At 47.2% G+C, this 13,052-nt stretch carries 10 protein-coding genes; 6 read left to right on the plus strand and 4 right to left on the minus strand.

Going from position 1 to position 13,052, the window contains the following annotated elements:
- Positions 1 to 16 precede the first annotated feature (16 nt).
- Both fadJ and fadI read right to left on the minus strand, forming a co-directional pair.
- A complete protein-coding gene (fadJ, locus tag VBY75_RS04675) occupies positions 17 to 2,143 on the minus strand; it encodes a fatty acid oxidation complex subunit alpha FadJ (RefSeq protein WP_416511262.1) in 2,127 nt (708 codons plus the stop codon).
- Positions 2,143 to 3,453, minus strand: coding sequence for an acetyl-CoA C-acyltransferase FadI (fadI, locus tag VBY75_RS04680; protein ID WP_416511264.1), 1,311 nt, complete (start codon positions 3,451 to 3,453; stop codon positions 2,143 to 2,145). The genes fadJ and fadI overlap by 1 nt, the downstream gene beginning before the upstream one ends.
- A gap of 211 nt (positions 3,454 to 3,664) precedes the next feature.
- On the opposite strand from fadI, the gene VBY75_RS04685 reads away from it, so the two are divergent.
- The 6 genes from VBY75_RS04685 to VBY75_RS04710 are packed head-to-tail and all read left to right on the plus strand — an operon-like array spanning position 3,665 to position 10,573.
- Positions 3,665 to 4,621, plus strand: coding sequence for an AAA family ATPase (locus VBY75_RS04685; protein ID WP_224798013.1), 957 nt, complete (start codon positions 3,665 to 3,667; stop codon positions 4,619 to 4,621).
- Entirely contained in the window at positions 4,621 to 5,580 is a 960-nt protein-coding gene (locus VBY75_RS04690) for a DUF58 domain-containing protein (protein ID WP_054487007.1), read from the plus strand. Before VBY75_RS04685 ends, VBY75_RS04690 begins: the two co-directional genes overlap by 1 nt.
- The gene (locus VBY75_RS04695) at positions 5,580 to 6,056 is read left to right on the plus strand and encodes a DUF4381 domain-containing protein (protein ID WP_054487006.1); all 477 of its coding nucleotides are present in this window, start codon (positions 5,580 to 5,582) and stop codon (positions 6,054 to 6,056) included. Before VBY75_RS04690 ends, VBY75_RS04695 begins: the two co-directional genes overlap by 1 nt.
- Positions 6,049 to 7,032 (plus strand): vWA domain-containing protein, encoded by a 984-nt coding sequence (locus tag VBY75_RS04700; RefSeq protein WP_054487004.1) that lies wholly within the window; start codon positions 6,049 to 6,051, stop codon positions 7,030 to 7,032. The genes VBY75_RS04695 and VBY75_RS04700 overlap by 8 nt, the downstream gene beginning before the upstream one ends.
- Complete coding sequence (locus VBY75_RS04705) at positions 7,029 to 8,861, plus strand: vWA domain-containing protein (RefSeq protein ID WP_278356246.1); 1,833 nt, start codon at positions 7,029 to 7,031, stop codon at positions 8,859 to 8,861. The genes VBY75_RS04700 and VBY75_RS04705 overlap by 4 nt, the downstream gene beginning before the upstream one ends.
- Positions 8,855 to 10,573 (plus strand): BatD family protein, encoded by a 1,719-nt coding sequence (locus VBY75_RS04710; protein ID WP_416511268.1) that lies wholly within the window; start codon positions 8,855 to 8,857, stop codon positions 10,571 to 10,573. Before VBY75_RS04705 ends, VBY75_RS04710 begins: the two co-directional genes overlap by 7 nt.
- A gap of 72 nt (positions 10,574 to 10,645) precedes the next feature.
- On the opposite strand, the gene VBY75_RS04715 is transcribed toward VBY75_RS04710, so the two are convergent.
- Both VBY75_RS04715 and hupB read right to left on the minus strand, forming a co-directional pair.
- Entirely contained in the window at positions 10,646 to 12,517 is a 1,872-nt protein-coding gene (locus VBY75_RS04715) for a SurA N-terminal domain-containing protein (RefSeq protein ID WP_199494406.1), read from the minus strand.
- A 153-nt stretch (positions 12,518 to 12,670) separates the two neighbouring features.
- Positions 12,671 to 12,943 (minus strand): nucleoid-associated protein HU-beta, encoded by a 273-nt coding sequence (gene hupB, locus VBY75_RS04720; RefSeq protein WP_011234253.1) that lies wholly within the window; start codon positions 12,941 to 12,943, stop codon positions 12,671 to 12,673.
- Between the last annotated feature and the right edge of the window lie 109 nt (positions 12,944 to 13,052).

Here is a 13,052-nt window from a genome sequence, read left to right on the forward strand (position 1 = left end):
AGCTTGGTTCTATCCGTTACTGATAAAAACTCCAGCCGTTCTCTACCATCTGTTTAAGTAAAGGTGCCGGGGTGTATCGCTCACCTCTTTCCGAGGCTAGCTTCTCCAGCTTGTTCACTATTGTTTCAAGACCCTGACTGTCCATATAACGGAAAGGGCCGCCCAGGAAAGGTGGGAACCCGATGCCAAAAATTGCACCAATGTCACCGTCACGCGGACTGCGGATGATCTCTTCCTGCAGGCAGTAAGCCGCCTCATTCAGCATCGGTAGCAAGCAAATATCAATAATTTCATCAGCTGATTTGCTTTGTTTAGGGTCAATATCCAGTAAAGAATAAACTGACGTATCCACCGGTTTACCTTTCACACCCTTACCGTATTGATAAAAGCCTTTTTGATTCTTCTTACCCTTGCGGTCGTCATCAATCAGCTTGTCAAAAGCATCAGGGGCTTCAAAGCGATCGCCCAGTTCTTTCACCAAAACTGGCGCCACTTTTGCCGCAACGTCTATACCCACTTCATCAAGTAAAGTGATAGGGCCTACCGGAAAACCAAATTTCACCAGGGTTTTATCCAGGTGCTCAATAGGTTCGCCAGCTAACAGCAGGCGCGCCGCTTCATTCATGTATGGCGCCAGAATACGGTTAACATAGAACCCGGCACCGTCTTTTACCACAATAGGTGTTTTCCCCTGCTTTTTAGCCAGGGATACTGTAGTGGCAATGGTTTTATCCGATGTACCTGAGTGCGTAATAATTTCTGCCAATGGCATTTTATCCACCGGAGAAAAATAGTGAAGACCAATTACCTGCTCTGGGCGCTTCGCCGTAGCGGCTATTTGGGTAATAGGCAGCGAGCTGGTGTTGGTTGCAAAAATAGTCGACTCAGCGGCGTGCTCTTCCACGTCAGCAACCATCTTTTGCTTCAGATTAAGATCTTCAAAAACCGCTTCAATAACCACGTCGGTGCGCTCAAACCCGCTATAGTCAAGTGAACCACTCAACATCAACATAGTCTTTTCAAGCTCTGCACGGCGCATATGACGGCGCTTAACCTTCTTGTTCAGGCGCTCATAGCTGTAGTGTAAAGCGTTGCTAATTCCGTCTTCGCTAATGTCTTTTATGCGCGCCGGAATACCCGCTTTAGCCGCGGTGACATAAGCAATACCTCCACCCATTAAACCACCGCCTAAGACACCAACCCGTTTTACCGGATCAGGCTCAACCCCGTCTGCGCCGGTTTCCTTCTTCATTTCTGTTGTAGCAAAGAAAATCTGACGCAGTTGATAAGACTCCGGTGTCATTGCCAACTCACCAAAGCTACGGGCTTCTTTGTCTAAACCGGCTTCACGACCGCGCTCAACACCTTCGCGAACTGTCTGAATGATCTTATCAATTGCCGGGTAGTTGCCGTGAGCTTTCTTCTGAGCCTGCTCACCAGCCTTTTTAAAGATAATGTCACGACCAAACCGAGTGGCCTCTAATACCTTACTCATGCCTTTAAGCGGCGGCTTCGTCGACTTAGGCTTGCGCTTCAGCGCGTGCTCTACGGCCACATCTAAAAGAATACTTTGTGGGACAACTTCCGCCACCAGACCAGCTTTTTTAGCCTGCTTAGCACGCAGCTCCTTACCGGTCAGTATCATGGTCAGTCCTTGCTGAACACCAACCAGTTCCGGTAGTCGCTGGGTACCACCGCTGCCCGGCAGCAAGCCTAATTTGACTTCAGGCAGACCTAACGCCGTTTTGCTGTTATCAGTACAAATTCGCACATGACATGCCATGGCTAACTCGAGGCCGCCGCCTAAGCAAGCTCCGTTGATTGCTGCAACCACAGGTACATTCAACTGCTCAATACGATCGAACATAGCCTGCCCTTTTCTTGCCAGACTCTCTGCATCGACCGCGTTTTCGCAGCCATCTATCATGTTAATATCAGCGCCAGCAATAAAAGAGCCGGGCTTGCCACTAATAAACACAACGCCTTTCACTGAATCATCGCTCTCTAAGCGATTCATCAAACTACCAACTTCTTCTGCAAATGAGTCTTTTAAGGTATTCATTGACTCACCAGGGACGTCTATTGTAACTACTGCAACTCCGTCGTCCCTCACTTCCATAGTGAATGCTTTATCCTGACTCATTATTCTGTCTCCACAATCATTGCTGCACCTAAACCACCAGCGGCACATGCTGTCGTTAAACCAACACCTCCACCGCGACGGCGCAATTCATTCAAAGTTTGCGTGATCATTCTGGTACCGGTGGCGGCAAATGGATGACCATAAGCAATGGAGCCGCCCAGCACGTTAAATTTGTCCATATCGATTTCACCAATGGCTTTATCACGACCCAGCTTATCTTTCGCAAACTTGTCGCTCGCAAACATTTTCATGTTCGCCAAGGTTTGCGCTGCGAACGCTTCATGCATATCGATAAGATCCAAGTCGTTAAGCGTCATGCCTGCACGGTCAAGCGCAACCGGTGTTGAATAGGACGGTCCCATCAGCATATCTTCTTCAACCTGCAAAGCGGCAAAAGCGTAGCTGCGTAAATAGCCCAACACTGGTAAACCAAGCTCTTTAGCCCGGCTTTCAGTCATCATCAGGACTGCTGAAGCACCATCCGTTAAAGGTGTGCTGTTTGCGGCAGTTACTGACCCATGCTTGCGATCAAACACCGGTTTCAATTTAGCCAGTTTATCGACCTGACTTTCGCCACGAATATTATTATCGCGACTTAAATGCTTTTTATAAGGCTCAGGGTAAGCAGTCATCACTTCGTCACTTAACCAGCCAGCCTCCCAGGCAGCATGAGCTTTTTGGTGAGACCTTACCGTTAGCTCATCCTGGTCTGCGCGGCTAATATTATGCGTTTTTGCCATTTGCTCCGCAGTATCACCCATACTAAGGTCGGTACTGTATTCAGCAATAGCAGGTGGTACGGGTAACAAATCTTTAAAGCCCAGACGCTTCAGGATAGACAACCGCTGCCCCAGAGTTTTCGCTTTGTTCAAATCAACCAAAGCTCTGGCCAGACGTTTGCTCACGCCAATAGGTAATACAGACGACGAGTCCGCACCACCAGCTATACCACCACGGATATGTCCAACGACCATAGCTTCAGCAATATTTACCGCAGATTGAAAACTGGTAGCGCAAGCTCGGGAGATACTATAAGCGTCTGTCTTCACCGGTAAACTTGTACCAAGCACAATTTCACGCGCAATGTTCGGAGCTTCAGGCATCTGGACCACTTGTCCAAATACCAGTTGCTCAACCCATTCAGCTTCAATGCCGGTTTTATTGACAAGTTCCTGAACCACCATCTTTCCAAGATCGACGGCCGGAACCCCATGAAAATCTGTTGCCTGCTTAGCAAATGGCGTTCTTAAGCCTGCTACAAAGGCAATTCGTTCACCATTAACGGTTAGCAAGCGTTGCGCTGCTGTCATAATAATTCCTCACTTCGTAAATCAATACTGGTCTGACCACAAATTATGTTACAAATTCTAGCCCGTAATAGAGCAGATTAAAACCACCGTTTTCGGTAAAGTATGCTGTATAGATTGAAAATTCGGAACAAAGGCAGCATTGTTACTGTCATTGCTATGCGGTACTGACAGCATAGTCAGTTTTCGCCGATAACGACAGCCTGGAGTAAACATGACCGCGACAGCGTTTCAACAGCTACAAAACTATCTCAACCGACAAGTTCTTGGACAGCCAGATTTTACTCAAAATCTGTTAATTGCCGTTCTGGCCGACGGCCACTTACTGGTTGAAGGGCCACCCGGCCTTGCCAAAACAAGAGCGGTTCAGGCTTTGGCAAAAGGCATAGAGGGCGACTTTCACCGTGTACAGTTCACCCCTGACCTATTACCGGCTGACTTAACCGGCACCGATATCTTTCGTCCCGAAACTGGACAGTTTGAGTTCCAACAAGGCCCTTTGTTCCATAACCTGATTCTGGCTGATGAAATTAACCGCGCCCCCGCCAAAGTTCAATCGGCTTTATTAGAGGCGATGGCTGAACGGCAGATTACTGTCGGCCAGCGCAGTTATCCACTGTCTGACCTCTTCATGGTTTTAGCCACGCAAAACCCGTTGGAGCAAGAAGGCACATACCCTCTTCCAGAAGCACAACTGGACAGATTTTTGCTGCATTTGAAACTGGACTATCCCGATGCTGAAACAGAACAACAAATACTGCGGTTAACTCGCGGGGAAGCGTTATCCGGAGATGTCGACAAGCCAGTGCCTTTAACTCAACAAGACTTATTCAATGCACGCCAGGAAGTTTTGCAACTGTATTTAGATGAGGCCGTCGAGAACTATCTGGTTCAGCTTATTATTGCAACACGACAACCGCAGCGATACGACCAAAACCTGGCTCAATGGATAGGCTATGGTGCCAGCCCTCGTGCCACCATTGCTCTTGAGCGTTGTGCCAGAGCCAAAGCCTGGCTCGATGGTCGCGACTTCGTAACGCCTGACGATGTTATTAGCGTTTTTCATAACGCCTTGCGCCACCGAATCATTCTAAGCTATCAAGCTGAAGCGGACGGTGTGTCGCACGATCAGGTTCTGGACACGATTTTAAAACTTGTACCGGCACCATAATGTTAAAAGCCGAAGTAGAACAATGGCTAAAACAATTGCATTGTGACGGAATCAGCCCCGGCATTCATGAGCTGCTGTATTATCGCAGTAAAATAAATGCGTTCGCCCGTCATCATAAAAGCCTTCCGCGCTCAAGCCAGACTGGGCCACTGCTCAGTAAGAGTCGCGGCAGAGGTATGGAGTTTGATGAAGTAAGGCATTACCAGCCCGGTGATGACATCCGCTCTATCGACTGGCGGGTTACCGCCCGAACCGGTAAAGCACACACTAAGCTTTACCGGGAAGAGAAGGAGCGCCCTGTATTTATTTGGGTCGACCTACCTTTGACTCAATTTTTCGGTAGTCAGTTTATTTTTAAATCAGTGCAAGCTTGTCATCTGGCGGCCGCTCTTGCCTGGCAGGCCCAGCATAAAGGCGACCGCATTGGCGGCTTAGTGGGTAATGGCTGGTTGCATCAGGAGCTCAAGCCCGTTGCCCGCCAAAAAGGCGTTTTACGCTTATGTCATGCACTGCTTGAAGTTCACGGCGACAGCTTTACGCGTTGGAAAAACAAAGAAAAACAGAAACCGAATGCGCTTGAAGAAAATTTAAAGCGTTTACGACAGTTAGTTAAGCCCGGCAGTACCATTTATGTCATTAGTGACTTTTATGGTGCCAGCGAAAACTTTCTGGATGGCTTACGCGTCCTCTCGCAGCACAACTCGGTTCGCTGTTTCTCAGTTTATGACCCCATGGAGCATGAGTTACCTGAAGGTTATTCATCTCATCCATTGGCTATCACAGATGGCCAGCAGCAAATTAATGTGAACCTGGCTAACACCCAGCAAAGAGCAACTTATCACCAGGCAGCACTCAAGCGCTGGCAAAGTATTCAAGAAGCCTTCCGTAAGCGCAAACTGTCATTAACCTCAGTATCAAGTGCCCTGCCACTAGAGCAACAATGGACGGAGGTGACCTGATGCAGCAGCCGTCTTTAAAGCAGCTTAATGACATCATTGAACCAGGTCAGGCTGGCTGGTGGCCCCCCTCCTGGCTAACTATCGCTGTAGTAGCAACCCTACTGGCAGGTGTGTTGGTGCTAGCGACCGTTCTGTTTCGCCGCTGGCAAAAGTCCAAAGTACGTAAAGCAGCAATGAAACAGTTATTACAGCAAAAAGATGCAAATATCGAACAAATAACGGTGCTGCTTAAACGAGCGGCACTGGCGTATTATCCTCGCGAACTTGTCGCCACGAAACACAGCCGCACTTGGCTCGTTTTTCTACTGGCGCCCTTATCCAATAATGAAAGGGCATCTTTTGAACCTTTGCTTCAACAAGCCGATAAAAACTTTTACGGTACTGAAGACAATGATTTCAATCAAAATTACTACCAACTTGCTCGCCTTTGGCTGAGTAAGGACTTGAGCAAACAACCGGGAGTCAGTGATGTTTGAATTTGACTGGCCATGGATGTTTCTTTTATTACCCTTACCTTTTATTGTTTGGAAGTGGTTACCTCCTGTTCGTAAGAACCGTTCAGCCATAAGACTCCCCAGCACTTATGGTCTTGCAGAAAGCAGCCCGGGTTCTGGCAGACGCTGGTTATGGCTTTCCCTTATGAGTTTATGTTGGCTGATGCTAATAGCAGCTGTTGCTAAACCACAATGGTTAGGCGAACCACTCGCGGTTCGTGCAGAAGGCCGCGAAATAATGCTGGCTGTCGATTTATCCGGCAGTATGGAAATTGCCGATATGCAGCTTGACGGACGTTCCGTCGACCGCTTAACCATGGTTAAGCACGTACTCAGTGACTTTATTGCGCGTCGTGAAGGCGACCGACTAGGCTTGATTCTTTTTGCCGATACAGCCTATTTACAGACTCCAATGACTTACGACCGTAATACCGTAAAGCAAATGTTGAATGAATCTGTACTGGGTTTAGTCGGAGAGCGCACAGCAATCGGTGACGCTATTGCTCTGTCTGTTAAGCGTTTTCGGGACGACGACGAGTCAAATAGAGTATTAGTTTTACTAACGGATGGTCAGAATACGGCCGGTAACCTGACTCCGGAGCAGGCGCTTGAACTTGCTCAAGCTTACGATGTTACGATTTATCCAATTGCCGTTGGAGCAGAAGAGGTGGTAGTGGACAGCTTTTTCGGACAACGACGGGTCAATCCCAGCCGAGATCTGGACGTTCCGCTGATGCAAAGTATTGCTAAGCAAACCGGTGGTAAATACTTCCGGGCCCGCAGCACTGACGAGCTTGAAGATATCTATCAACGACTTGACCAACTGGAGCCTATTGCTGGCGACCCACAACAACTTAGACCCAGAGTCAGCCTTTTTTATTGGCCATTGGGTGCAAGCTTTCTTTTATTTATGCTCATTGCTTTGATGCATTACCGCCCCTGGGGGAAAAGTTCATGAGCGAGTTTCATTTATTACGCCCCTGGTGGTTACTGGCATTAATCCCTGTAGGGCTATTATATTGGCGCTTTATTTATAGTCAGGTACATCAAGCTGGCTGGCATCAATGGTTACCCGGGCATTTATCAAAGGTATTGGTAAAGTCGGGATCGAAGCCATCGCTATGGCCGGTTCACCGGTTTCTGATTATTGGTATTTTAGCCACACTCGCACTCTCTGGCCCAACCTGGGAAAGGCTACCACAGCCAGTCTATCAGCTTGAGTCAGGCCAGGTCGTTATTATGGATATGTCTCCTTCACTACTTGCCGATGACATATCCCCTGACCGCCTGACCCGAATGAAGTATAAAGCCATTGACTTAGTACGAGCAGGTCTTGACGGAGATACCGGGCTTATTGCTTACGCCGATGATGCTTTTATCATCAGTCCTCTTACGGCCGACAATCGGAATTTAATGAATTTGATTCCGTCGTTGTCGCCGGAAATCATGCCGGCAGCAGGCAGTGAGCCTTTGCTTGCACTGCAGTTGGCTGATGAGCTATTAAGAAACGCCGGTTACCCACAAGGCGATATTTATTGGCTGACAGACGGTATCACCAGCCGTGATCTCAATCCGTTAAGCAGTTACCTACGTTCAATAGAGCACCGCGTTTCAATATTGGCCGTTGGCACAGAAGAAGGCGCCGCAATACGAGACAGCTCCGGAAGACTCTTAAAAGAGAATAATCAAGTTATCATAGCTAAGACTTATCCATCACGACTGGAGGATTTAGCCTCGATTACTGGTGGTGCATTCTCGTCAGTCACCGCTGACAATCGTGATATTGAGAAACTGATCAATCAGCCTCCGCTTACACGTGAAGGGAAAGACAGCGAAGATCAGCAACAAGGCGATGCATGGCGAGATATGGGGCCTTATGTCGCGCTCTTTATTCTTCCTATTATGTTATTAAACTGGCGTCGTAGCGGTCTGTTCAGCCCCATTATGCTCACTATGCTTTTACCACTAGTGAGTTTTAGTCCTGAGCTTCATGCAGCGCAGGAGCCAACCCTTGAGAAGTACTTCCTTAATCAAGAACAACGTGCTCAAAGGTTTTATCAACAAGAGCAATATGAACAAGCCGCCAACCTAAGCAAAGATCCTTTACGGCAAGGGTCAGCCTTATACCGCAATGGTGACTATGAGGCCGCTGCTGATGTGTTTGCTCAACATTCTTCTCCCGAAGCCCAGTACAACTTGGGTAATGCTTTAGCTCAGCAACAGCAATATGATGCGGCCATCGCAGCATACGAAAAGGCTCTGGAGAAAAGACCTGACTGGTCAGAGGCAGTGGAAAACAAGCAGCTGGTCGAGCAGCTAAAAGAACAAGACTCTGATTCATCTGATGGTTCGGGAGAATCATCAGAAAAGTCCGACTCTCAAGACGACGAGTCAAAAAATGACTCGGAACAAAATGGTAACGAGCAAGACCAGCAAAACAACGAGTCCAATAATAACGATGGTCCGCCAGATCCTGGTAAAGATGGTCAGGAAGATGGCCAACCTGAACAGAAAAAAGACCAAAAAGAAGAGCCGACTGAAGAAAAAGAACAACAGGATAGCTCTGAAAATGAGGGGGCAGAAAATGATGAAGAGTCCACACAACAACTTCAGGAAAAGGTGAGAGAAGGTGAAATTGATCCTGAAAAGGCACAGCAGCTGGAGCAATGGATGAACCGAGTTCCGGATGACCCGAGTATTCTATTGCGTAACAAAATGCTGTTGGAAAGTCAGCGTCGTCGTCAGCGTAGAGCTTCAGAACCGCAGGGAGAAGATAAAAAATGGTAAGAGTATGGCTACACACTTTTTTCTTGATCAGTCTATTGCTTGTGAGTCAGCTTGCTCGCGCCGATGTTTCCGAAGTTACTGCAACGGTCGACCGGAATCCCGTCACCGCTAACCAGTCGTTTGTGCTGACAGTGACCGTCGACGGTGACGTTGGAAATGACAGCTTCTCCCCATCTAAGTTACTAAAAGACTTTGTCGTCGGAAGAACCTCTGTAAGCCGTCAAACATCAATGATAAACGGCAGACTCAGCAAGCAAACACGGTTTACTACCGTATTAATTCCGCAAGCTGCGGGCGAATACAAAATTCCGGAAATTACCATTGGCGGTGTATCGTCTCAGCCGATAACCATAGAGGTACTGGAAGCCGGAAGCAGTCAGGAAAAAGAACAAGAAACGGCTTTTTTAGAAGCTCAGGTGGATAGCGAGCAAGTTTATCTGCAACAGCCTATTACCTATGTCGCCCGGCTGTTTCTCGCTGCAGACTTAAACAAAGGTAACTTAGTGCCTCCGGAAGCTGAAAATGCAGATGTTCAGCAAATAGGCAGAGATGAAGAAAGTACACAGATGGTTAATGGCCGCCGCTACAAGGTTTATCAGCGGGTTTATCAAATAACGCCCAGCAAATCAGGTCCCTTAAGTATCACTGGGGCACGCTTTGATGGAGAAGTCTTTACCCAGGGACAACGCTCAATATTCTCTTCGTTTTCCAACACTCAGCCCGTTAGCACAATAGCAGAAACAATAGATGTTAACGTCAAACCTGTTCCGGCTAACTGGCAGGGGCATTGGTTACCGAGTGAATTAGTCAGTATCTCTCAGTCGGTTTCACCAGAGCAGGAAACCTACACCGTTGGTGAACCTCTGACTATTTCATACATGTTAACTGCTATTGGCGTAAAGCCAGAGCAACTGCCGGAAATAAAACCTGAGTTTCCAGATACGGTAAGAGTGTATCCTGATGGCGACGAAACCGACCAGTTTACACGCAACGGTGTTGTGATTTCACAAAAGACCGTCAGCTTCGCAATTGTACCGAATCAACCGGGTCCGCTGAGCATCCCGGCGCTTGAAGTTCCATGGTTCAATACCAAAACGGGGCTAGCAGCCTCGGCTGAAACTGATGATCTGAAGTTTTCAGTCGCTATGGCTGAAGGTATGCAAGCAATCCCTGAGGGAAATCAACCCAGTGGCGCAGCAGCGCCGCAAAAGCAAAGTGCGGAAGAAAAACCGGTTGAACCTGCGAAGCCTTCAGTCGCCCTGGTTTGGTGGCAGCAAAGTTGGTTCGTTGCCCTGTTAGGACTTATTATACTGGCATCGTTAGCTACCAATCTTTTCCTGCTGGTGCGTCGCCAATCATTATCAGAAGGTGCGGTAGAAGAGACGTCTAAAACGGCCCACCAGCTCAACAAAGATAAGCTATGGAGAGAGTTTCAACAGGCCTGCAGTAAAAACGATGCCCATGCAGCCCAAACTGCATTGCTTGAATGGGCAAACCGGTATTTTAACCGAACCTTTAATAGTTTAACGGAATTATCTCAGTACCTTTCAATACAAAGCTCCTGTGCTGCTCTCCAAAAGAGTTTGTATCAGCCAGGAAGCAGCAGCTGGCGGGAAGGCAAGAAGCTGTACAAAGACGTTAAGTCCTCTTTAGAGAGGCTATCTGATACGACAGAAGATAATGTCTTACCGGAGCTTTACGGACGCAAATAATACTAACGAAAAACAAAAAAAGCTCAGACTTTCTCAAGTCTGAGCTTTTTTATTTTCGATGAGCGTTACACTTTATCGAGTCGATAAGCGCTGAATATCTGCATCACTTTTCAGATTATTAATGAAAGCTTGTAACATCACTTGTGCCTGGCGGTTCTGCAGTTGACTTTGCAGCTCATCAAGCTGCTCTTCGTTTGCATTACCCGGGTTAAGTTCTGTCAATGCAACCACTGCAGCATCGCCATTAGGAAGCGCGACCGTGGTAAAGGTGTTTTCATCGGCAGTAGCAGACGGAGACATCGAGAACAGCTCTTGCACAATAGCTCTTGGATGCTCGTTATTGTTCCGGGTAATGCTATCTACCCAAACAATCTCGCCACTGGTTTCTTCACCCGACTGCCAGGCCTGCATCCACTCTTCCGCCTGTTGCAGTGCTAATTCCTGAGCTTTCTCTACACGAAGTTCTGCAACAATCTGCTCGCGGACCTCGTCCAGATCTTTTACCCGCACCGGTTGATGTTCAGTCACTCGCACAACCAAAGAACGATCATCAGAGGTTTCAATTACGTCGCTGTTTAACTTCTCTTCAATTAACTGTTCTGAAAACAGGTTATTGAGAATGACATCATCACTCAAAGGTGTTGGCGCTCTTTCACGAGTGAATAAGTCAGTACGACGAACTGTAGCACCAATTTCGTCAGCAGCAGGCTCCAGAGTATCTGGCTGTTCAAAGCTAATTTCAGCCAATTTCTGCTGCTTTTCAAAATAACGGTCTTCCGCTTTTTCTGCTAACAGCTGTTGGCGAACTTCGTCTTCGACTTCACTGAATGGTGTTACCGTACCTTCACGTAAATCAGTCAGCTTAATAATGTGATAACCGAAGCTGGTTTCAACAATCTCAGATAAATCACCAATGTTTTCCAGTTCAAAAACAGCGGCATCAAAATCTTCGTCCATCATGCCAGCTTCGACCCAATCAAGGTCACCGCCCTGTTCCGCAGAGAAAGTATCATCAGAGTAGGTTTGCGCTACCTCAGCGAAGTCTGCGCCCTGCTCCAGTTCGGCCAACGCCTCTTCAGCTTTCTCTTTAGCGTTCTCTGTGTCGAATTCAATAAGAATATGCGACACGCGACGCTCTTCTTCGGTTGCGTATTGCTGCTGACGTTGTTCGTAATACTCACGTACTTCTTCATCGGCTATTTCAATATCAGACTCAATAGCCGCTAAAGAAAGCTCAACATAAGCAACGCTCAACTTCTCTTCCGTACGGAACATGTCCTGGTTTTGCTGATAAAAGGTCTCGATATCCGACTCAGCAACTTCCACCTGGCCCTCAAAAGACTCGTTATTTGCTACCAGAAACCCACCTGAACGCGTTTGGTTCTGTAAGCGCAAAAATGCTAAAGCCTCAGGTTCCAAAACAAATTCAGACTGAGACAAGCCCCGCAAAAGTTGATTCCGGGTCATGTCCTGCTGCATAACTTTAGCAAAAGCTTCCGGACTATAGCCCGCATTTCGTAACGCCATTAAATAGACGTCGTTATCAAACTGTCCGGCGGTGCGAAACTGAGGAATATCACGAATTGCTGCTTTAACCTGCTCTGATCCCACACGCATTCCGCTGTCTTCTGCGTACTGTACGAGTAATTCCTGCTCTATAAGCTGTTCCAGAACTCTGCTACGCAAACTACGCATGTATTCCGGATCGGAAGTAATGGCAGAAAACATATCGCCGAACTGCTCTTGTAAGCGGCTACGTTCGTTTTCATAAGCACGATCGTAGTCACTACGAGGAATTTCTTCTCCATTAACTTTTGCAACAGCATCTTCTGTGTCGCCGGTGATATAACCGCCAACACCTGCCAATGCAAAAGTTAGAATGATTAACACAAGAATGGCCTTAGCAGTAAAACTCTGCGAGCCTTCCCGAATCCGCTCTAACATAATAAGGCTTTCCTTATTTAACCTGAATAAACGACGTCACATTATAAGGTGATTCGTCTTAAAACTCACCATTCATACAAAAAAATAACCCGAGGTTTTATAAACCTCGGGCTACTATTATTATTCTTTAAAAAAAGCGCTAATGCGCTTTAATTAATTTACTGCGTCTTTCAGTGCTTTACCTGCTTTAAAAGAAGGTACTTTAGCAGCAGCGATCTGGATAGTCTCACCCGTTTGAGGGTTACGACCAGTACGAGCAGAACGCTCACGTACGCTAAACGTACCGAAGCCAACTAATGCGACTTGGTCATCTTTTTTTAGAGCATCAGTTACTGCATCGATCATTGAGTCCAGAGCACGACCAGCAGCAGCCTTAGAAATATCTGCACCTGCCGCGATTTTGTCAATAAGCTGAGACTTGTTCACAGTATCATCCCCTTAGATTGTTATTATCAAGTTTCCGTGGTTCCATTCGGATTTAAATGGGCCAAAACGGTTATATCAAGCTTGATTTAATTGTTCAAGCACCATTATG

This window comes from Idiomarina sp. HB, from assembly GCF_048059115.1.
GTDB classification, from domain to species: Bacteria; Pseudomonadota; Gammaproteobacteria; order Enterobacterales; family Alteromonadaceae; genus Idiomarina; species Idiomarina abyssalis.

Bases quoted from the DNA above. Each gene is read 5' to 3' on its own strand.
- fadJ (WP_416511262.1), bottom strand. From the start codon at position 2,143: ATGAGTCAGGATAAAGCATTCACTATGGAAGTGAGGGACGACGGAGTT.
- fadI (WP_416511264.1), bottom strand. From the start codon at position 3,453: ATGACAGCAGCGCAACGCTTGCTAACCGTTAATGGTGAACGAATTGCC.
- VBY75_RS04685 (WP_224798013.1), top strand. From the start codon at position 3,665: ATGACCGCGACAGCGTTTCAACAGCTACAAAACTATCTCAACCGACAA.
- VBY75_RS04690 (WP_054487007.1), top strand. From the start codon at position 4,621: ATGTTAAAAGCCGAAGTAGAACAATGGCTAAAACAATTGCATTGTGAC.
- VBY75_RS04695 (WP_054487006.1), top strand. From the start codon at position 5,580: ATGCAGCAGCCGTCTTTAAAGCAGCTTAATGACATCATTGAACCAGGT.
- VBY75_RS04700 (WP_054487004.1), top strand. From the start codon at position 6,049: ATGTTTGAATTTGACTGGCCATGGATGTTTCTTTTATTACCCTTACCT.
- VBY75_RS04705 (WP_278356246.1), top strand. From the start codon at position 7,029: ATGAGCGAGTTTCATTTATTACGCCCCTGGTGGTTACTGGCATTAATC.
- VBY75_RS04710 (WP_416511268.1), top strand. From the start codon at position 8,855: ATGGTAAGAGTATGGCTACACACTTTTTTCTTGATCAGTCTATTGCTT.
- VBY75_RS04715 (WP_199494406.1), bottom strand. From the start codon at position 12,517: ATGTTAGAGCGGATTCGGGAAGGCTCGCAGAGTTTTACTGCTAAGGCC.